This window comes from Hymenobacter terricola (assembly GCF_017921975.2).
GTDB lineage: Bacteria > Bacteroidota > Bacteroidia > Cytophagales > Hymenobacteraceae > Hymenobacter > Hymenobacter terricola.
In genome coordinates, this window is sequence record NZ_JAGEMO020000023.1 from 46,142 (window position 1) to 67,025 (window position 20,884).

Sequence of the window (20,884 nt, forward strand, 5' to 3'; positions counted from 1 at the left end):
CCCGTGCCCAAGTTTCGTCTGCTTCTTAGCTGCTGGCTCATTGCCTTCAGCAGCAACGGCCAAACGCCGCCCACTGCTTTCCCGGATATGCCTACTATTACCGAAAATTCGGTAGGGAAGGCGCGCATTGGAATGCCACTGCTGAAGCTAAAAGAGACATACACAGGCTGCGCTTTTAGTCCGGACTACTTATCCAAGTATGGCTTTGATGAATATGGCAATAAGCCTAACGCTACCGTCGTCAGTCGTAGCGGCCAAAAGCTATTCGTGTTCTGGATGAATCCACAGACCCAAAAAGTAACTGGGTTGATTGTGCTCAGCCCTAGCTATCAAACAGCACAGGGAATCCATGTGGGCTCTACATCCCGTCAATTGAAAGCAGCTTTTCCGGCCATGCAGGCGGTCCCAAACATGATGATGCAGGATATTGAAATGGCTTTTTTAGGAGAAGTAGATAAGCCTGGGATTGAATATGCGTTTTTTAAACAGGAGCATATAGGTAAGTTCCTAGTGGCCGATGAACCAGTAAAAATTGTTGCAACTAATGCCAAGGTTTCCTGGATACAGATTTTTCCCAATCCATGACACCCAAACCCGCCCTCCACTCCCTCTGCCACGCCTTCATCGCGCAGCGCATCGCTGCCGCCCGCACCGCCATGCAGGCCGCCCAGGAATCCTCCTCCTCCGAAACCAAGAGCAGCGCCGGCGACAAGTATGAAACCGGCCGCGAAATGGCCAACGCCGAGCGCGACCGCAACGCCGCCCACATGCAGCAGGCCCAGCAGCTGCAAGCCGAGCTGGCCCGCATCAACCCCGAAGCCGCCTGCGATACCGTGCGCCCCGGCGCCCTGGTCACCACCAGCATGGGCCGGTTCTACATCAGCATCAGCGCCGGGCAGTTGCCGGGGCCGGACGTATTTGCCGTATCGGCCGCCGCGCCGGTAGCCGTGGCGCTCAAGGGCCTGCGGGCCGGGGAGGAGGCTGTTTTCAACGGCAAACCCGTGCGCGTGCTGGCCGTGGAGTAGGAGCATAGCCGCTCCGTAAACCTTATGAGCAAGCAAAAGTGCCTTATGAGCATTCACTTATTGCCTACGAGCAAGCAAAAGTGGCCTATGAGATGCTCCGACTGCTTCTTGAGGAGGCAAAAGTGTCCTTTGAGATAGCAAAAGTGCCTCTTGAGCAAGCTCGAGTGCCTCTTGAGTATCCCAAAGTGCCCATCGAGCTGGCCTTACTTCCAGTCCCCGCCGCCGTCGGCCGGCTTGTCGGCCCCTTCGGGCTTCATGAGCTTGAACTCCACCCGGCGGTTCACCCTGGCGTCGGCATCGGTCAGCTCGTCCTTGAGGGGCTTGGTGGAGCCGTAGCCGAAGCTTTCGATGCGGTTGGGCTGGAGCTTGCCCTTGCGCTCGATGTAGTGGCGGATTTCCTCGGCCCGGTCCTGCGAGAGCTTCTCGTTCACGTCGGGGTCGCCGCTGCTGTCGGTGTGGCCCGCGATGCTGAGCCGGAACGTGGGGTGGTCCACCAGAAACAGCGCGATGCGGTCGAGCGTGGGATGCATATTGGCCAGCACCGTGGCCTTGCCCTGCTCAAACTCCAGGTTCCGGAAAATGAGTGGCAGCTTGTAGTCGATGCTGTTCGTGAGCAGGGTCATCACCGTGTCACCCTTGAGCGCAAACTGCTTTTCGACGCTGAAAAAATCAGGGCTCTGAATCAGCATGGCATAGTGCGAGCCCTCAATCAGCTCGAAGTCGAACGTGCCATCGGGCCGGATAAACTTGCTGGCCACCTCAATGCCGTTATCGGTGTCAATGATGCTCACAATGCCCTTCAGCGGCTTGCTGCTCACCGAATCGATGAGGGTGCCCTCTACTTTGGTGGTGGCCAGGGGCTGGGCTTCCATCGGCAGCGGGAAGGAATAAAGGTCCAGGTTGTTCAAGTCCTGGGCCTCGGAGCGGGCGTAGTAGAGGTTTTTGCTTTCGCGGTCTATCGTGAAATAATATTCCGAGCCCTTGCCGTTCACCAGCGGGCCAATGTTTTTGGGCTCCTGCCAGCGGCCGCCCACCTTGTAGGTTTTGTAGATGTCGAAGTCGCCAAAATTCAGCAGCTGCCCCCGCGAGCTGAAGTACAGCACGTGATACAGCGGATGATAAAACGGGCTCACCTCGTTCTCGCGGGTATTAATAACCGGCCCCACGTTTTCGGCCGCGCTCCACTGCCCGTTCTTCAGCTTGTGGGTGTAATAAATGTCGGACAACCCAAAGCCCCCCAGCCGGTCCGAGGCGAAATACAGCGTGTCCTCGCCCTGCGAGAGCGTGGGCTGCGAGTCCCAGGCCGGCGAATTCACCAGCATCCCCAGGCTTTTGGGCGTGCTCCACTTGCCGTCCTTTCCGCGCGTGGCCGTGAACAGGTCGCAGTTGCCGTGGCAGGTGGCGCACTCGCAGCGGGCGAAGTAGATGGTGCGCCCGTCTTTGCTCAGGCAGGCCGAGCCCTCGTTGTTGGGCGAGTTGATGGGCTTGGGCAGCGGCTCGGCATCGGTCCAGCTCACGCCTTCCCGGTGCGAAGTGTACAGGTCCTCGTCCACCACGCCGGTCAGGCCGCGCCGTTTGCGCTTGCTGCTGAACAGCAGCAGCGAATCGTTGCCGGCCAGGGCCGGCCCGTAGTCCGGCGCCTTGCTGTTGATGGCGTCGCCCATGCTCGTGTACACGCCCTTGGGCGGGTGGAAGGTGTTGAGGTTTTTGCGGTACTCTACCAGGTCGTAGTACGTTTTCAGGGGCACGTACAGGTCCTTGTTCTTCGCTTCCAGCGAGTCGTAGTACAGCTGCACGCCTTTGTTGCTGGCGCGGCTGTGCTTCAGGGCCAGGCGGTAGTACGCCTTGGCTTTCACCGATTGGCTGTCGCGTTCCAGCAGCTGGCCCAGGCGCCAGAGCATGTCGGTGTTCCTGGCAAAATTGGTGGGCCCAAACCGCGCCACGTAGTCCTCCAGCAGCAGCCGGGTCTGGTGGTATTGGCGGCGGCGCTCAGCCTTGGCAATGGCGCGCAGGGCCTTTTTGTCCTCGTAAAACGGATAGCGGTTGATGTTCACGAAATCGGGCGTGCCGTCGGGCCGCAGGTGCAGCTTGCGGCTCACCCGGCTGTTGAGGCCGCGCACCCGGTAGGTGCCGGGCGCGATGGCGGGCTTGGGAGTGCCAGCCGGCTGATTGCCAAGGCCTGATTTAGCCGCTGGCTTCGCAATCGATTTCTTAGGCGCCGCCGAAGCCCCACCGCTGGTGGTATCGGCCGAGGGCGAGGCGGCGGCCGGAATGCGTTTCGTGGGCCGGCGCTGGGCGTGGGCGCACGGCGCGGCGGTCATTCCCAGCAACACGAGCAAGAAGAGAAACGAACACCGACGCAATAAAAAGGGCATTAGTAGAGTAATGAAAGAATAAGTTGCGCAAGTTGCCAACAATTTAGCGATTTTGCGGGGTATGGCTTGCTCAGAGTGCGCCGCTTTGGCGGCCCGCCGCCGCTGGCACGGCCCTTGAAGGCCAAACGCAGCGGGGGGACGTATCTTGTACCTCTTGTTTCCTGAGGCGGCGGGCTGCCAATCTGGCACCCGCCGCCGTTGCTTCTGGCTTTACTCTCGTACATGCGTCTGGCATCTGCTTTCTCCTCCTCTGCGTCCCCGTTGCGGGCCCTCAGCGACTCCAATTCTCAACCCGAAGCCATCGCCATTATGGCCGCCGACCCCGACCACCTCCTGCGCGGCGACGACGCCCCGCCCACGCTGCCGTTGCTGCCGGTGCGCAACACCGTCCTGTTTCCGGGCGTGGTGCTGCCGGTCACCGTCACCCGCAAAAAAAGCGTGAAGCTGGTGCGCAAAGCCTACGCCGCCGACAAGCTCCTCGGCGTGGTGGCCCAGCAAAATCCCGACGCCGACGAGCCCACTACCGACGAGCTGCACCCCGTGGGCACCCTGGCCCGCATTCTGAAGCTGCTGGAACAGCCCGATGGCCAGATTACCATCATCCTGCAAGGCCAGGTGCGCTTCACCGTCGAAGAGCAGCTCTCGTTCACGCCTCTGGTGGCGCGGGTGAGCTACTTCAACGAAGTGGCCCTGAACCCGGATATTCCGGGCGAGTTCGGCCTGCTGCAAGCCCTGCGCGAAGCCGCCACCAAGGTGCTGGAGCTCACGCCCGAGATTCCGATGGAAGCCCGGGCCATGCTCGACGGCATTCAGTCGCCGGCTTTCCTCACGCACTTCCTGTCCTCCAACGTGCAGCTCGACCTGCCCGCCAAACAGCGCCTTCTGGCACTGGCCGACCCCGAGCAGCAGGCCCGCCAGCTCCTTGAAGCCCTGCTCAGCCAGGCCGAGCTGCTCGAAATCAAGCAGGACATCCGCTCCAAAACCCACACCGGGATTGATGCCCAGCAGCGCGAGTATTTCCTGCGCCAGCAGCTCAAAACCCTGCAGGACGAGCTGGGCCAGGACGGCCCCGACGAAGACGTGCACCGCCTGCGCGCCCGCGCCGAAACCAAAAAATGGCCCGAAGCCGTGGCGCTCCACTTCAAAAAGGAGATGGAGAAGCTGGCCCGCACCAACCCCATGGCCCCCGATTATTCGGTGAGCATGAACTACGTCGAATTTATGCTGGACCTGCCCTGGGGCGAGTACACCAAGGATAAATTCAACCTCAAACAGACCAAAAAAATCCTTGACGCCGACCATTTCGGCCTCGAAAAGGTGAAGGAGCGCATCCTCGAATACCTCGCCGTGCTCAAGCTGAAGCAGGATTTGAAAGCGCCGATTTTGTGCCTGTACGGCCCTCCCGGCGTGGGCAAAACCAGCCTGGGCCGCAGCATTGCCGCCGCTATGGGCCGCAAGTACATCCGCATGAGCCTGGGTGGGGTGCGCGACGAAGCCGAGATTCGCGGGCACCGCAAAACCTACGTGGGGGCCATGCCCGGCCGCATTATTGCCCAGATTAAGAAAGTGGGCGTGTCGAACCCCGTCATCATTCTCGATGAGATTGATAAGGTGAGCAGCGACTTCCGCGGCGACCCCAGCTCGGCCCTGCTCGAAGTGCTGGACCCCGAGCAGAACGCCACCTTCACCGACAACTACCTGGAGGTGGAATACGACCTGAGCAAGGTCCTGTTTATCGCCACGGCCAACTCGCTTGACACCATCCAGCCCGCCCTGCGCGACCGGATGGAAATCATCGACCTCACCGGCTACACGCAGGAGGAGAAAGTGCAGATTGCCCGCAAGCACCTCTGGCCCAAGCAGCTCAAAGAGCACGGCCTGGGCGAAGCCGAGGTGAAAATCACCGACGCCGCCCTGCACCGCGTGGCCGATGACTACACCCGGGAATCGGGCGTGCGCGGCCTGGAGCGCAAGTTGGCCGCCGTGACCCGCAACCTGGCCCGCCGCAAGGCCGGCAAAGAGCCCCTGCCCGCCGTGATGGAGCCCTCCGAAATCCGCAAAATCCTCGGCGCGGCCATCTTCGACCGCGACCAGTACCAGGACAACGACACCGCCGGCGTGGTGACGGGCCTGGCCTGGACCTCGGTGGGCGGCGATATTCTGTTCGTGGAAAGCCTGCTGAGCCGGGGCCGGGGCAAGCTCACGCTCAGCGGCCAGCTGGGCGACGTGATGAAGGAATCGGCCATCACAGCCTTGTCCTACCTGCGCTCGCGGGCCGACGAAATCGGCATCGATTACCGCTTGTTTGAGCAGTACGACCTGCACATTCACTTCCCCGAGGGCGCTGTGCCCAAGGACGGACCCAGCGCCGGCATTGCCATTTTTACCAGCATGGCCTCGGCCTTCACCCAGCGCCGGGTGCGCCCGCGCCTCGCCATGACCGGCGAAATCACGCTGCGCGGCAAGGTGTTGCCCGTGGGCGGCATCAAGGAAAAGCTGCTGGCCGCTCGCCGCGCCGGCATGAAGGACATTATTCTCTGTCCCAAAAACCGCAAGGACATTGAGGAAATCCAGGAGGACTACCTCAAGGGCCTCACCATTCATTATGCCGACCGTGTGGACGATGTGCTGCGCGTGGCCCTGCTCGATGAGCTGGTGCCGCACCCCCAAAAGCTGCCCGTACGCGACGAGCCCGTGCCCGTGGCCGGCCCCAGCGTGGAAGTACAGTAGGTAAAAACATGCTTTGGCTTGTTCCGGTACAGAACATGAGGAATACTTTAGCGCCCTAATCGGCGTTAAGTAGTTCGCAGGCTGCGGCCGTTCTGTCGGGAACAAGCTGAAGCATATTCTACACCCGTTACCTTAGCTATATGAAGCAGTTTTCCGCGCGCCGGGTAGCCGGTTTTGGCCTTTTGTTGGGAGTGATGGGGTTGCGGCCGGCCGCCGCGCAGCAGCTTGGCGGGCGGGCGGTATTTCCGTTTCTGGACCTGCCGCCGAGTGCGCAGTTGGCGGCTTTGGGCGGCATGAGCGTGTCGGCCCGCAACGACGACCCAACCATGTTGTACGGCAATCCGGCCCTGCTGAACCCGGATATGGACGGCCGCCTGGCGCTAAGCTACGTGGCGTATCTGGCCGATATCAAACAGAGCACTGCGGCCTACGTCTTCAATACCAAGAAGGCCGGGCGCTTCGGCATTGGCGTCACCTACCTCAACTACGGCGATTTCGAGAGCTATGACGCGGCCGGCAACAGCCTGGGTACATTCGGCGTGAACGAGTACACGGTGGGCGTGACGGACTCCTACACCAAGGGCAAATTCACGTTTGGCGTCACTACCAAGGTGGCCGTGAGCAGCATTGCAGGCAGCCGCTCGCTGGCGGGCGTGGGCGACGCGGGCGTGGTGTACAAGCACCCCACGGCCGATTTTACGGCGGGCCTGGCCGTGAAAAACGCTGGCTATCAGTTCTCGCCCTACCCCGGCACGGACCGCGGGCCCCTGCCGCTTGATGTGCAGCTAGGGGCCACCGTGAAACCGGAACACATGCCGCTGCGCTTCTCCCTCACCGCGCACCACCTGCAAATGTGGGATATTCAGTACCTCGACCCCAACCAGCGCGGCACCCTCGATGCCAACAACGTGGAGAAGAAGCCCACCAAAAGCTTCGGCGACAACCTGGCCCGGCACTTCACCGCCAGCGCGGCCCTGGTCCTGGGCAAAGGCCTGAATATCCGGGTGGGCTATAACCACCTTCAGCGCCGCGAACTGCGCCTGGACAATACCAGCGGCAGCGCCGGCCTGAGCTTTGGCGTGATGCTCAAAATCAGCACGTTTCAGATTGACTACACCCACGCCACGCTGCAGGCAGCGGGCTCCAGCGAATACTTCACGCTGTCGCGCAACCTGGATTCGCTGTTCAAGAAGAAGGAATAGCCTATACTCATACACGACCAGAACGTCATGCTGAGCGGAGCCGAAGCATCTCCACCGCGCCACTAATCACATTTAGTACTGCGGCAGAGACGCTTCGGCAAGCTCAGCATGACGTTCTTTTGCTCCCTGTTTTCCGTACACTTCCCATGCTCAACCAAGATTTCCTAACCCCGGCCCAGATTGTGGCCGAACTCGATAAGTACATCATCGGCCAGCACGAGGCCAAGCGCCACGTCGCCATTGCCCTGCGCAACCGCTGGCGCCGCCTGCACGCCCCGCTCGACATGCAGGCCGAAATAGTGCCCAACAACATTCTGATGATTGGGGCCACCGGCGTGGGCAAAACCGAAATTGCCCGTCGCCTGGCCCACCTCGCCGACGCGCCCTTTGTGAAAGTAGAGGCCAGCAAGTTCACCGAAGTGGGCTATGTGGGCCGCGACGTGGAAAGCATGGTGCGCGACCTCGCCGAGCAGTCGTTCAACCGCGTGAAAGCCCGCCGCCAGGAAGCCGTGAAAGCTCAGGCCGCCGACGCTGTGGAGGAATTGATTCTCGACGCTCTGATTCCCGCCATGCCCCGGCCCGCCGGTACCAAAGCCGGCGTTGGCTTTGGCAGTGGGGGAGGGGACGACATGCCGCAGTCGGATGCCGAACTGAACGAGCGTACCCGCGAGCGGTTCCGCCAGAAAATTAAAAACGGCGAGCTCGAAGACCGCAAAATCGAGATTCAGGTAGCGCAGTCCGGTCCCAGCGTGGGCATCATGGGGGCGCCTCCCGGCATGGACGAAGGCACGCTTTCCGGCCTGCAGGACATGCTGGGGAACATGATGCCTAAGAAAACCCGCAAGCGCAAAGTGACCGTGGCCGAGGCCCGCAAGCTGCTCCTCGACGAGGAAGCCGCCAAACTCATCGACATGGACGAGGTGAAGGACGAAGCCGTGCGCCAGGCTGAAAACGCCGGCATCATCTTTATCGACGAAATTGACAAAGTAGCCAGCAGCGGCGGCAAAAACGGCGGCGGTGGCCCCGACGTGAGCCGCCAGGGCGTGCAGCGCGACCTGCTGCCCATCGTGGAAGGCTCGGCCGTGAACACCAAGTATGGCATCGTCAACACCGACCACATCCTGTTCATCGCCGCCGGCGCCTTCCACGTCAGCAAGCCTTCGGACCTTATTCCCGAGCTGCAAGGCCGTTTCCCCATCCGCGTCGAGCTGCAAAGCCTCACCAAGGAAGACTTCTACCACATCCTCAAAGAGCCCAAAAATGCCCTCACCAAGCAATACGAGGCCCTGCTCAAAGCCGAGGAAGTCGAGCTAACCTTCGATGACGCGGCCCTGGAGCGCTTGGCTGAAATTGCCTTCGAGGTAAACTCAGAGGTCGAAAACATCGGGGCCCGCCGCCTGCACACCGTCATGAGCCGCTTGCTCAACGACATCCTCTACGACGTACCGGACAAGATTGGGGCCAACGCCCACATCCTCATCACCGCCGCCCTGGTGGACGAGCGCCTGGCCGGCATGGTGAAAAACCGCGATTTGAGCCAGTATATTCTATAGTGGCGGTTTGGTTTTTAATGCAGAAAAGCCCCGGCCAATTGGCCTTGTCCTTACCCAACTCTTTTTCCGACTTCCCGAGTTAACGCCAAGGCCCTTTTTTGCTGGCTGACCCCGCTTGAAAAGCGGCAAACCGGATAGGCAACCGCGCAAACGCCCTTCCAGCCACATGGCCGGAAGGGCGTTTGCGTTTTGGGTAAGGACAAGGCCAATTGGCCAGGGCTTTTTATTGAATTGTTAATCAGTTAGTAACCAGGGTTTTGCTGAGCGGCTAACGTGGGGTTGCTGCCAACCTCAAGGGCCGGGATAGGCCACAGAAACTGAGTGGAATTGGCTGGCGTAGCCGATACCAGCTGGCCCGTGAGCAAGCCGGTATTGCCGCAGGAATAACGTGCCAGCGAAACCTGGCTACTGCCCAGGTTGCCATAAAACTTGGCCGGGATGCCACCCCCTGGAATGGGAGCAAATGCGGCCTCGGACGAAAGGCGTGAGATATCGCCCCAGCGTTTGCCTTCGCCCACAAACTCAATGCGACGCTCGTTTAGAATGGCCTGAACCAAGGCATTTCCGGTAAGTGAGCCGGCAGCGAATTGGTCAGCAGCAGTTGTTACCGAGCGGTTGCGCACGGCATTCAGTAGGCTAAGGGCCAAGGGGCTATTACCAGTGCGGGCCAGCGCTTCGGCTTGGTTCAGCAGCACCTCCGCGTAGCGGATGATGGGCGCGAAATCAGAGTTGTTAGCGGGGTCGGTGTACTTTCTGATGACGTAGCACGCCGGAGCGGCCGGGTTAGCCACCATCATTGCGGTGCGGCGCAGGTCTGCGCAGGTGAAGAAAGGCGCATTGTAGAGAATAGGGCTGACCCCGAGCAAGGAGCGGCCGTTGATGGTGGTGGTGGCAAATACGCTCGACAGGCCGCCGTTTACACCCGTGTTATCAGCGGTACTGTTTTCAATTGAAAAGATGCTTTCTGCCGTAGCAACTGGTCCACCAGGAAAAGCAGCGCGTTGCGTGGGCATCAACTGGTACTGTGCCGTTGCGCCCCCAAATGGTGCCGGGCTCGTGAAGGTGGTCGTGCCCGTAATGAGCTTGCTGCCTTCCCTAACCAATTCGGCCCAGTTAGCCTGGTGCAACCGGATGCGTTGCTTCAGAGCAATTGCCGCGCCTTTGGTAGCCCGCGTTACCGATGGGGCCGGCGGGGCGGGCGTAATTGCCAGTGTGCGGGTTACGGGCAGGTTTGCTTCGGCGAAGTCGAGGTCGGCCAGAATTTTGGCATAATCATCGGCTACGGTGCCGCGGCCTTGCGATTTAGCCAGCTCCAGACCGGCAATGGTGTTTACCGGAACGTCGCGATATGGCACCCCGGGACTGCTGCCGTTATTTTCGGCAAAGGGCCGCGAATAGTTCAGCACCAGTTCATGGTGGGCCAGCGCCCGCAGAAACCGCAACTCGCCTTCATAAGCGGCGGCATCGGCGGCGGTGATAACCCCGGCCGCAGCAGCTTTCCGAACGCCCTCTATGGTTACGTTGGCTTGGTTTGCCACGGCATAGCAGTTCGACCACATATTGACGATGTTCGGGCTAGCCGTCGTCACGGTGTTCGAAAACACGATGCCAAAGAAGCCAAGCATATCGGTCACATCTTCGCCTCTAGCATCGCCCAGGTCAATCGAGGCCGCGCCAAAAGGATAGCCGCGAACACCTAACGCGGTGCCATTCAAAGGGTCGTAAAAACCCGATTGGGCAGAGTTATAAACACCGGCCACGGCCAGCGCAATGCGAGCAGGGTCGTTGTAAACGGCTGTCTCCGAAAGCACATCTTTCGGTTGCAGGTCCGTTACCTGGCAGGCTCCCAGGCCCAAAGTGGCGGTAAATGCCACTGCCAGAACCCGCTGGCGGCTGCCGGCAATTATGTTGAATATGTTCTTCATGAAAATAGCAAGATTTAGAAATTAGAAGGCTACGTTGACGCCGCCCGTGAACACACGCTGCTGCGGGTTGCTGTTGTAATCAACCCCCGTTGTGTTGTTCGAGGTGGGGGAGTTGTTTACTTCCGGGTCAACACCTCTGTACTTGGTGACGGTGAACACGTTCTGGGCTTGTACGAATACCCGTACCCGGCTCAGCGTAGTGGGACCTAGCAAGCGCGCGGGCAGGCTGTAGCCCAGGGTAATGTTCTGCATCCGCAGGAAATTACCACTTTCTACAAACCGCGACGAGCCGCTGCCGTCCTGGTTCACAAAACCGCTGTTGCCCGATGCGATGCGGGGCACGTCGGTCTGGTCGCCGGGATTCTGCCAGCGAGTCAGGATTTCGGTGCTGTTGTTGAGAAAGTCCGTGCGCAGCAATTGCTGGCGCGTGATGTTCATCAGCTTGTTTCCGAGGCTGTAGCGCACAAACACATCCAGGTCGAAGCCTTTGTAAGTGATGTTGTTGTCGAGGCCACCGAAAATGCTCGGATTGGTTTGGCCCAGCACGATTTTATCGGCGGCCGTCAACGAGCTCAGGTTAGCGTTAGTAACGCCAGGGGCGGGGTTAACAAAGGCCGCGCCCGGGTTAGCGGCGTCGTAGAGGTAGTAGCGGCTGGCCGTAGTACCTGATGATGCGGTGCTGCCCTGCACGAGAACGCCATCGAGACGACTGTAGATGGGGCTGCCGTTGGCTTGGTTTACCCCGCGGTAGTCGTAGCCATAGAGCGAACCAACCGACTCGCCCACACGTGTGACGTTGTAGGTGAAGAGAAGGTCTTCGTTGTTGCTAAGCGCGGTAACACGGTTCTTGTTCGTCGAAAAGTTAAAGTTTGACGACCAGGTAAAATTCTCGTTGTGAATGTTTTGCGTGCCCACTGTCAGCTCGAAGCCCTGGTTGTACATGGCCCCCACGTTAGCATTGTAGGACGAGTTGTTGGGAATACCGACCGAAAGGGGCGTACGCACTGCCAGAATCAGCCCGTCAATATCGTTGCGGTAGTAGTCGGCCGATACATTGAGGCGGCCCTTGAAGAAGCCGAGGTCAACGCCGTAATCCTGTTTCTTCGAGGTTTCCCACTTCAGCTGGTCGTTGCCGAACTGCCCGTAGCTGATGCCGGGCTGCGAAGCGTACTGGGCCGGCTGGTAGTAGCCCACGTAGGGAAAATAGCCAATGTTGGTGTTGCCAACCGAAGCGTACGAACCGCGGAGTTTGAAATCATTCCAGACGTTGACCAGCGACGAGTTCTTGAAAAAGCCTTCTTCCGATATGCGCCAGCCCAGCGACCCACCGGGGTAAGCATGGCGGCGGGTTGCCGTGGGCAGCGACGAAAGCTCATCCGAACGCAGTGTGAAGCTAAGCAGGTAACGGTCTTTAAACGAGTAGTTTAAGCGGCCAAAGTACGATTGCAGGCCATTTTCCAGAAAGTCACCGTAAACCGTGGGGGTGGAAATTGTGGAGCTGATGATACCATTCTGGCCCAAGGTCCGGTCAGAAAGGCCGGTACCCTGCGCCTGGTAGTAGGACGTAGTGGTTTTCTGGTATTCGGCACCCACTACTACGTTGATTTTGTGGTCTTCACCAATGACGTTGTTGTAGGTGGCGGTGTTGATGAAGTTCCAGCGAATGCTGGGGCTGAACGACTGAAATACCGACCCGTTCGGACCCTTGCCATCGCCTTGGCGGGGGTCAAGGTACTGGAAGTCATCTTGCAACTGGGTGTCGGTGCCCATTTGCGAGCGCAGGCGCAGATGCTTCACGGGCTCTACTTCGAGGTAGCCACTGCCCAGAATGCGGTAGCTTAGGGAGCGGTAGATATTATTCTCGAGCGGGAAAATGATGTTGGGGTAAGCAAAGGAAATACCTGCTTTGTTGCTACCCTGGCCCAGGGCACCAGCGGCATTGGAGTAGGGAGTACCGTCGGGGTTGCGGGCTGGCACGTTGGGCAGCAGCACCAGTGCGTTGGCAACGTTGCCAGACAGAGTATTCACCGCCGTGTTCAGGCCCAGGGTTTGCGTGCGGCTCAGGCCGAGCGTCATCCCAACCTTCAGCCAGCTCTTTACTTCCGAATCAAGGTTTGAGCGGAAGCTGAAGCGTTGCAGCGAGTTGGCTTTGATAACGCCGGTCTGGTCGGTGAAACCGCCCGAGAAGTAATAATTGGTTTTGTCGGTTGCGCCCGATACCGACACCACATGGTTTTGCTGAAAGCCCGTGCGGAAGATTTCATCCTGCCAGTTGGTGCTCACCGGATTGCCGTTGCTGTCATTAAAAGCCGCCGCGATGGTGCCCGGTCCGCCTGCGTTGCGTTCCTTCTCGTTGCTGATGTTGATAAAGTCAGCCGCTCCAAGCACATCGTAGCGCTTCAGGGTTTTGGCTACGCCGAGGTAGGTGTCATACGTAACATTGGCTTTGCCTTTACGACCACGCTTGGTGGTGATAAGGATAACGCCGTTGGCCGCCCGCGAACCGTAAATAGCAGTGGCCGAACCGTCTTTCAGCACTTCGTACGACTCGATGTCATTGGGGTTAATGTCCGCCAACGCGTTTGAGCCATTGGCAAACGCACTGGTATTGCCCGTGAAAATGGGCTGACCATCTACCACCACCAGCGGGTAAGTGCCCGAGGAGATGGAGTTGGTACCCCGAATCTGGATACGGGGCTGCTGCCCGAGCAAGCCGGTTGGCGTCTGAACATTCACGCCAGCGGCCCGCCCAGCCAGCTGCTGCGCAAAGCTCGGTGTTGCCAAATCCGCAATGGCTTCGCCCTGCACCGTGGCTATGGAGCCGGTCAGGTCGCGCCGCTCCTGCGTGCCGTAGCCCGTTACCACTACCTCGTTAAGCTGCTTCACATCAACGGCCAGCGCCATGGTGAAAGTAGACTCACTGCCAATAGCACGCTCCTGGCTGATGTAACCAACCGAGCTGAATACCAGCGTACCGCCAGTTTCTGGCACGCCAAGCGTGAAAGCCCCGTCGGAATTCGTCGAAGCACCGTTGGTGGTGCCTTTCACCAGCACCGTTACGCCGGGCAGCCCTTCGCTGGTTCGCTGGTCTGTCACCCGCCCGGAGATTGTGCGCGTCTGCGCCATTGCTCCGTGGAAAAGGGTGAACATGAGTACCAGACTCATGAGTAATATTTTTTTCATGTAAGAGAGCTTTAGATGGAAAAAGTGGGGGTATAGGTTTTAAGCATTGTCAAAAATAAGGGAGTAATGTCGCATTAGAACATAAATGACAGCTTTTGTAGGCTGTAATTTCGAATTTGGTAAACAATGTATCGTTTTAATGAAGAGTAAAAGCCAGGCGGCATGCTATTTAGCTTTTGCAAGGGCACGGCTCATACCGAGCAGCAACTAAGCTTAAAGCCAGAGCAGCAAGGAAGTAAACCCAAACAACATGCGTTGAAACAATATAAAGCCCAAAAAATAAATGGCGGGCCGTTCGGATTGTCACATCCAAACGGCCCGCCATTTATTTTTTGGGTTTTGGCAAAAGGCGGGTGCTTGCCCCCAACCTCTGCTTCACTTTGCCCTTATCACATACGCGCTGTAAAGAGCGTAGCTGCTATAAAGCTGCTGTGGTGACCCGATTTTACAATTCGGCCCCCGAGCGGGGCAAAGAAAAGCCGTTCAAGTGGCCGACTGATAAAGTTGGGATGCCCGTGCTGTGGCTTGGCCAACTACCCGTTATCTAGATTTTAAATGTTGCAACTGCGGCCAGCGGAGCATTGGTCTGCGCGCCCGTAGGTGCGCCAACCGAGCCATCCGCAGTCGAAAGTGGCGTGAGAACGATGCGACGGCCGTCTTTCATCACGTATTCAAAGGTGAAAACGACGGCATCGCTGTTCAGTATTCGGTTGGCCTGCGTTGGGCTAGAAGCAAGGGCGAGAACGGGGACGGGCGCCGGCAGAGAAGCAGTGGGGCTAGTTACGTACAGGTCACGAAGGGCATCCTGGCTGTTGATGGATACTGTGGCCGGAAAGGAGTTCAGGTCAGTTACCTTCACCCGAGGGCCCAGAACGCCGCTGCGGCGAATGCATTTGTATACTTCCACGGTTTGCAAATCCGTGTACCCCTGCGATGGATTGACTACGAATTCGAAGACCGGGCGGGCTACGTTGCCGGCGGCGGCGGCGCTCACCGACAGGCGGGCATCATTGAAACTGAAGGTCGCCTTGTTGGGATTGATTTCCGGGATAATCAGCGGAATGCTCTCATTGACGGGCTCGGGGATGACGCTATGGTCGCGGCACGAAGAGAGTGAACCAGTCACCGCCAAAAGCAGGAGCAAGCTGGCAAGATAATTTTTCATGGAACCTTAAAAATGAGGTCAAACAATAAATTGAAGAACGGAACGGCTTAGCGGTCCCAGAAAATGGGGGTGCTGGGGTCCTTCTGCGTCCTGGGGGAATTGGGATTCAGAATGAGGTCGGTAGCCGGGTAGTACAAGCGGCGCGGAAATACCCCAGTGGATAAGGTGCCGCCGTCATCAGGTAACAGGCCCCGGGCGGGGTCGGCCGCTTGCTGCGATACATGGATGCGGGGGTGGCCCGTGCGCCGGAAGTCGGTGTACGTGTCTACGCCGTAGCCAAAGCTGGCCACGTACTTCTCGTACATAATAACCTCCAGCTTTTCTTCGGTATTGGGGGCGGCATTGTAGCGCGCCATGGCGCTCGTCGCGTAGGCCGCAATGCTTGGTACTCTCGGGGTTCTGGTAGAGAGTGTGTCCTGGATAGTGGGGCTACCATCGGCAGCAGCAATGACATTGACTTTTCTGAACGAGGCTTTTATGGCTTCTTCCAGAGCGACGCCTGCAGCAGTTGGGTCATTGAGAACCACCAATTGTAATTCGGCTTCGGTGTATTTGCGGCTGTAGTACGTAAGCAGGCGCTGGGGCGCGACTCCCTGGCCCAGGGTAGGACTGGTTTTCCCACCCGCACCATTATCAAAGTGGCCCCCGATGGGATACAGGCCTTGCACGGTTTGGACTGAGGCCGTGGTGCCCACGCTAACGTATTGTCCCGTCGAGCCGGGCCGCACGGTTACAAAGCGCGGGTCGAGCGGACTCACGTAGTCCTGCATTGTCACGGGCGCGGCGTTTTGAGCCACCTGGTTGAAGAAATAGTAGGGCAGGCGCGGGTCGTTCAGGGTTAGCATCCCCTCATAGAAATAGCGGCCAATGCGGTTTTCGGGGCTGGGCGCGTAGTCGTTCACGTAGCCAGGGTTGCGGTTGTCCGGGCTTAGGGTGTTTTGGTAGGCCAGCTGAAAGTCGCTTCCCTCTTGCATCAGGTTGCCACTCAGCAGCGGAGCTATCTGAGCGCGAACAACCGCGTTGGTGTTGGTTTTGCGCAGCTGGTTGTACAGCTTCAGCTTGAGGGTACGGCCGAAGCGGCCCCAGTTGTCCAACGAGCCCTGGTAAATCAGGTCAACCGTTGCCAGCGCAGGTTTGGTACTGATTGATGGCTTGGCCAAATTGGCCAGTCCGGCGTCAATCAGCGAAAATAGGCCTTGGATGGACCCATCGGCGGAGCCATTGTAAATCTCGGAATCTTTGTCGAAGCGGGGCGAGGTATTCACGGCACCCTGCAGCGCCTCCGAGTAGGGGATGTCGCCCCACAGGTCTACCATTTGGCTGTACACATACGCCTTTTGCAGCTGCGCAATTCCTACGTAGTCCCAATGCTGCTCTTTGGTGCCCTGCGTAATAATCTGCTCATTATTGACGAGCATGGTGGTATACAGGTCCGACCAGGGATTGATGAAGGAGTCGCCGGTCTGTGTAAAGTTGCCAATGCTGCGCGGGTTGTACAACTGCTGCATCAGCGCCTGCGTGTACTGGCTCAGGCCGTTGATGTTATCTCCCAAGTCGGAGGCCATGCTCACCTGCGTTACGGGCAGGAGGGAATACAGGCCCACCGATTTCGGTGACAAAGGATTGACGTTGACATCGTAAAAGTCTTTACAGCCCGGCGCGGTGACCAGCGTAGTAGCCAATGCCAGCGCGGCGGAAATCTTGCGGAATTTCATATAGATGCTAGAGGCTAAAATTGCCAAATTCAAGAATTAAAAGCTCACCCGCAGGTTCACACCGTAGCGCTTCGTGGACGGCGCATTGGTAAACTCATAGCCCTGCTGGTTGCTGGCCCCGTACGTGCTGGTTTCGGGGTCGAAGTTAGTGTGCTTGGGCAGGTTGGGCGAATACCAATAGAGGTTGCGGCCCGATACCGAGATGTTGATGACGCTAAATGGGGTTTTGCCCAGCAGTGTCTTGGGTAGGTCGTAGCCGAGGGTGACTTCGCGCAGGCGCACGGTGGTCGCGTCGTAGATGGACTGCTCGTTGTAGTCATTCGAAGCCGCGCCGCCGCCCACGCCCGCCGCCGAGAAGTACAGGTCGTTGACGGTGATGGCGGTGCTGTTGCGCATCACCACGCCGTTGGCATCCAATTGAGCCCCTCCGGTGGCGCGGTTATAGCGCACCCCGTTGATAAGTACCAGGCGGTTACGGTCTTCGGTGTCGAGCGTTACGCCCCGGCCCAACTCTTCCTGAATAGTAGTCGAGTACAGGGAGCCGCCCTTGCGGTAGTCAATCAGGGTATTCAGCGTAATACCTTTGTATGTGAACTGGTTGATGAAGCTCATTTGGTAATCGGGGTTCGGATTGCCAATGATTTTCAGGCCGCCGGGCACTAGGCGCCCGTTCGAGGGGTCGACGTATAATTCACCGTTAGCATCGCGTTTAGCCGAGGTGCCGTAGAGCACGCCGTAGGGCTGGCCGGGCACCAGCAGCGACCGAACGCCACCGACGAAATAGGTGCCGAAGGTGAGGGTATCGACCCCTGCCGTCAGGCTTTGCACGATGTTGCGGTTGCGCGTGTAGTTGACGGTGCTGCTCCAGCGGAAGTTGGAAGTTTCGATGGGCACTCCAGTAAAGGCCACTTCGAAGCCCTTGTTCGTGAGCTCCCCGTAGTTGGTGATGCGGGCCCCGAAGCCCGTAGCCGCCGCCAGGTTCTGGGGGGCAATCTGGTTGGTCGAATGCTTGTTGTAGTACGTGCCGTTGAACGAGATGCGACCACGGAACATCGTCAGTTCAGTGCCCAACTCCAGTTCCGTCGTGAATTCCGGGGTCAGATTGGGGTTGTTGACCACGTTGCTGAGGGCAATGCCTGCAATGCCGCGGAAAGGATATTCGCTGCCTGGGTTGGTATAGTAGCCCGGGGCACCCGAGGCGTAGGGGTCGGCATCGCGGCCCACGCGGCCGTAAGCTGCCCGAATCTTGGCCAGGTCCAGCCAGCGCAAATCCCACTTCAGGGCTTCGTTCAGTACCAGCGAGCCCGAGGCGCTTGAATAAAAGAACGAGCGGCCCGTATTGCCGATGACACCGTTTTTGTTCAGCGTCGATGAGAAGTCATTGCGGCCGGTCAGAGTCACAAAAGCAAAATTCTTGTAGCCCAGGGTCGCGTTGCCCAGCAGGCCCATCAGGCGGCGTTGCGAATACGCGTAGCCGTTGGTATTTTTCTCGGTGGTATTCTCGATGTTGTCGATGCCGAAGGTAATAATGTTGCGGCCGATGTATGACTCCCCCTCAAACTTGCGCGCGTTGACATTCTGACCCACGCTGGCGGTCAGGCTGAGGTCTTCCGTCAGGTTCTTGTTGAAGTTCACCAAGAGCGTTTGCTCCAGCTCAGTGTTCTGGAAATTGTCTTCCAGCACCTGGCTGACGCCGGAGTAGGCATTCGAGCCGGGGCGGGTAGTGGTGCGGCGGAAGTCGGTGTAGGTGTTCACGCCGCCGGTGTACGTCACCGTTAACCAGTCTTTAATGGCATAAGCCAAGCCCACGCTGCCCACCACACGGTCGACCCGCGAGGTATAAATGCTGTTTTCTACCGACCACAGCGGGTTATCGGCTTGCGTCGTCAGCCAGGCAAAAGTCGAGGCGTTGGTGACCGGGTCAATGTAGGGCAGGCCCTGAAGGTCAAGGCTGCGGGTTAGAAACAGGGTGCGTGCAAAAGCCGACGAGCTGCCACCGGCCAGGTTGTTGGCGCCTAGTACCGGGCCCTTCTGCTCAGTGTTGGTATAGGCCACGTTGCCGCTCACCGTGAGCTTGTTGAACTTGCCCGAGCCGCCGGCGCTGATGTTGTTCCGCACAAAGGTGGAGTTTGGAATGGCACCCGTTTGGTCGGCCCGCGAAATGATGGCCGTAAAGCTGGAGTTGTCGCTGGTGCTACTCAGCGACACCGAGTTTTCAAACAAATGGCCGGTGTTGAAAAAGTCCTTGACGTTGTTCGGATACGCTTTGTAAGGAATTTTTGCCTTGGCTGACAGGCCAAAATCTGCGTTGCCCGCCTGCGGATGGGCAATGGAATCGGGTGCGCCTTGCGCGTGGTTGCCAAATTCGGGTCCCCACGAACCGTTTGCGCTAGAATTCAAATAGTTGGAGCCGGCACCGTACTTGTTCTGGTAGTCGGGCAGGCCCGCTACCTTCTCAATAGAGTACGCCGTGGTGTAGCCCACCTGAATGCCTTTGGGGCCCCGTTGCCCGCCACCGCCGGTTTTGGTGGTAATCACAATAACACCACCTGCCGCCCGTGAGCCGTAAAGAGCCGCCGCCGCCGCACCCTTCAGCACGTTGATGGAGGCAATGTTGTTGGGGTCCACGTCCGACGTCCGGCTGGAGTAAGAGGCGCCGTGAGACAATGGATTATCCGATTCCGTTTGGGAGTTGTCGTAGGGCACGCCATCCACCACGAACAGCGGCTGGTTGTTGCCGAAAAACGACGTATTGCCCCGGATGGTGATGCGTGACGCTGCCCCCGGTACTCCGCTCGAACTGATGATGTTCACCCCAGGAACCTTGCCCGACAGGGTGCGCAACAGGTCCGGCTCCGACTTTTGCACCACTTGCTCGGCCTTCACTTCCGAAACGGCAAAACCCAGGGCGCGCTTCTCGCGCGAGATGCCCAGGGCCGTTACCGTTACTTCGTCTAGTTGCTTATTATCAACAGCCAGCGAGATGTTTACGACTTCGGTCGTTCCGACAACCTGTTCGGACGTGATGTAGCCCAGAAACTTGAACTGCAGCGTGGCACTTGCTCCGGCTACGTTCAGTGCATAGCGTCCGTCGGCATCGGTGGCGGTGCCCGTCGTGGTGCCTTTCACAATAACACTAACGCCCGGCAAGCCTTCGTTTGTGCTTTTATCGATGACGCGCCCCGAAACAGGGCGGCTTTGGGCCCAGCTCCGCCCCACGAGGGTTAAGAGCAAGAGCAGGCTCAACAGTAAGGTTTTCTTCATTGAATTAAAAAAGTGGGGGTGTGAGAAAAGGGAAAGTGTAAACAGGGTGGTAGCATTTTAAAAGTTGAAAGTACGGCTTTTGACGAAAATTTCTAGCATACAGTCCCATTTTACCCCGGTGACATTCAGAACACCGGCACCAGTATAGTCGAGGTGCTTTGATTTCGCGGGTGCGACAGTGGCTTGATGCCGTCGCAAACGATATTGCACACCGATGCCGGATAGATAGCTGAAAAACAATATTTTGTATGTTTGAGCCAGCGGAATGGTATCTGGCACCAGGCCGCCAGTCGTGCGGGGTTCTCAGGTGCCAACTTCACTGCCCCCGGCCAGCGTGCGGGAACGCTGTAAGTTGATTCTAAGGCTAGATGAGCGCAATACCGTCAGGATTTTGCGGAAGGGCGAAACTGAATAATTCCAAATTTTGAGTAAATTACGGCTTGTTAATCTGTGTGGTAGCAACCGCCAGTCTCATTAAGCCACAGCTGTTTTTTTGCCCACATCTGGCGGGAAAACACTTAATTTTCATCTTGGCAACACTTCCGTAACAAAAACTTGTAATACCTTGCCGAAGAATTGGGCCGAGTAAGTAGACGATTTACCCGGAAGCTTGGTAATCATCTTTACATTTTTGCATATTCCTTTTCCTCTACAATCCTACTCTTTTACCAGCCCAGCGCAGGTGTTGCTATCCCCGAGAAGCAATGCTGGCTGTGGGCTCAGTGTGCATGGGGCCTCGATTCAGGA

The 20,884-nt window shown here is 58.3% G+C and carries 11 protein-coding genes; 5 read left to right on the top strand and 6 right to left on the bottom strand.

The annotated features are described in order from the left end of the window. Window positions 1-87: 87 nt before the first annotated feature. Both J4G38_RS16445 and J4G38_RS16450 read left to right on the top strand, forming a co-directional pair. Window positions 88-585 carry a hypothetical protein gene (locus J4G38_RS16445; protein ID WP_210519577.1) on the top strand — a complete coding sequence of 166 codons (498 nt, stop codon included), beginning with the start codon at window positions 88-90 and terminating at the stop codon, window positions 583-585. After that, on the top strand, window positions 582-1,025 hold the full coding sequence (locus J4G38_RS16450) for a 3-oxoacyl-ACP synthase (RefSeq protein WP_210519579.1): 444 nt from the start codon (window positions 582-584) through the stop codon (window positions 1,023-1,025). Before J4G38_RS16445 ends, J4G38_RS16450 begins: the two co-directional genes overlap by 4 nt. Before the next feature lie 203 nt (window positions 1,026-1,228). Here J4G38_RS16450 and J4G38_RS16455 read toward each other — a convergent pair whose 3' ends face one another. Next, complete coding sequence (locus J4G38_RS16455) at window positions 1,229-3,358, bottom strand: OmpA family protein (protein WP_226163482.1); 2,130 nt, start codon at window positions 3,356-3,358, stop codon at window positions 1,229-1,231. A gap of 264 nt (window positions 3,359-3,622) precedes the next feature. Between J4G38_RS16455 and lon the strand changes: the two genes are divergently transcribed. From lon to hslU, 3 genes are all read left to right on the top strand, one after another. Continuing rightward, window positions 3,623-6,130: an endopeptidase La gene (gene lon / locus J4G38_RS16460; RefSeq protein ID WP_210519581.1), complete on the top strand. Its 2,508-nt coding sequence runs from the start codon at window positions 3,623-3,625 to the stop codon at window positions 6,128-6,130. A gap of 140 nt (window positions 6,131-6,270) precedes the next feature. Further along, window positions 6,271-7,332 carry a type IX secretion system protein PorQ gene (gene porQ, locus J4G38_RS16465; RefSeq protein WP_226163484.1) on the top strand — a complete coding sequence of 354 codons (1,062 nt, stop codon included), beginning with the start codon at window positions 6,271-6,273 and terminating at the stop codon, window positions 7,330-7,332. Window positions 7,333-7,478: 146 nt separating this feature from the next. Further along, window positions 7,479-8,885, top strand: a complete 1,407-nt coding sequence (gene hslU, locus J4G38_RS16470) for an ATP-dependent protease ATPase subunit HslU (RefSeq protein ID WP_210519583.1) — start codon at window positions 7,479-7,481, stop codon at window positions 8,883-8,885. A gap of 242 nt (window positions 8,886-9,127) precedes the next feature. Here hslU and J4G38_RS16475 read toward each other — a convergent pair whose 3' ends face one another. The 5 genes from J4G38_RS16475 to J4G38_RS16495 all read right to left on the bottom strand — a co-directional run bounded on the left by J4G38_RS16475 (window position 9,128) and on the right by J4G38_RS16495 (window position 20,137). After that, window positions 9,128-10,810, bottom strand: a complete 1,683-nt coding sequence (locus J4G38_RS16475) for a RagB/SusD family nutrient uptake outer membrane protein (protein ID WP_210519585.1) — start codon at window positions 10,808-10,810, stop codon at window positions 9,128-9,130. Window positions 10,811-10,831: 21 nt separating this feature from the next. Next, window positions 10,832-13,993: a SusC/RagA family TonB-linked outer membrane protein gene (locus tag J4G38_RS16480; protein ID WP_226163485.1), complete on the bottom strand. Its 3,162-nt coding sequence runs from the start codon at window positions 13,991-13,993 to the stop codon at window positions 10,832-10,834. Between the two features lie 544 nt (window positions 13,994-14,537). Next, window positions 14,538-15,158, bottom strand: a complete 621-nt coding sequence (locus J4G38_RS16485) for a hypothetical protein (RefSeq protein ID WP_210519587.1) — start codon at window positions 15,156-15,158, stop codon at window positions 14,538-14,540. Between the two features lie 47 nt (window positions 15,159-15,205). Next, window positions 15,206-16,873: a SusD/RagB family nutrient-binding outer membrane lipoprotein gene (locus J4G38_RS16490; protein ID WP_210519588.1), complete on the bottom strand. Its 1,668-nt coding sequence runs from the start codon at window positions 16,871-16,873 to the stop codon at window positions 15,206-15,208. A 36-nt stretch (window positions 16,874-16,909) separates the two neighbouring features. Then, entirely contained in the window at window positions 16,910-20,137 is a 3,228-nt protein-coding gene (locus J4G38_RS16495) for a SusC/RagA family TonB-linked outer membrane protein (RefSeq protein WP_210519590.1), read from the bottom strand. Between the last annotated feature and the right edge of the window lie 747 nt (window positions 20,138-20,884).

Excerpts from the sequence above, each read along its gene's own strand:
- porQ (WP_226163484.1), top strand. The coding sequence starts at position 6,271 with ATGAAGCAGTTTTCCGCGCGCCGGGTAGCCGGTTTTGGCCTTTTGTTG.
- J4G38_RS16445 (WP_210519577.1), top strand. The coding sequence starts at position 88 with ATGCCTACTATTACCGAAAATTCGGTAGGGAAGGCGCGCATTGGAATG.
- J4G38_RS16475 (WP_210519585.1), bottom strand. The coding sequence starts at position 10,810 with ATGAAGAACATATTCAACATAATTGCCGGCAGCCGCCAGCGGGTTCTG.
- J4G38_RS16495 (WP_210519590.1), bottom strand. The coding sequence starts at position 20,137 with ATGAAGAAAACCTTACTGTTGAGCCTGCTCTTGCTCTTAACCCTCGTG.
- J4G38_RS16450 (WP_210519579.1), top strand. The coding sequence starts at position 582 with ATGACACCCAAACCCGCCCTCCACTCCCTCTGCCACGCCTTCATCGCG.
- J4G38_RS16480 (WP_226163485.1), bottom strand. The coding sequence starts at position 13,993 with ATGAAAAAAATATTACTCATGAGTCTGGTACTCATGTTCACCCTTTTC.
- hslU (WP_210519583.1), top strand. The coding sequence starts at position 7,479 with ATGCTCAACCAAGATTTCCTAACCCCGGCCCAGATTGTGGCCGAACTC.
- J4G38_RS16490 (WP_210519588.1), bottom strand. The coding sequence starts at position 16,873 with ATGAAATTCCGCAAGATTTCCGCCGCGCTGGCATTGGCTACTACGCTG.
- lon (WP_210519581.1), top strand. The coding sequence starts at position 3,623 with ATGCGTCTGGCATCTGCTTTCTCCTCCTCTGCGTCCCCGTTGCGGGCC.
- J4G38_RS16485 (WP_210519587.1), bottom strand. The coding sequence starts at position 15,158 with ATGAAAAATTATCTTGCCAGCTTGCTCCTGCTTTTGGCGGTGACTGGT.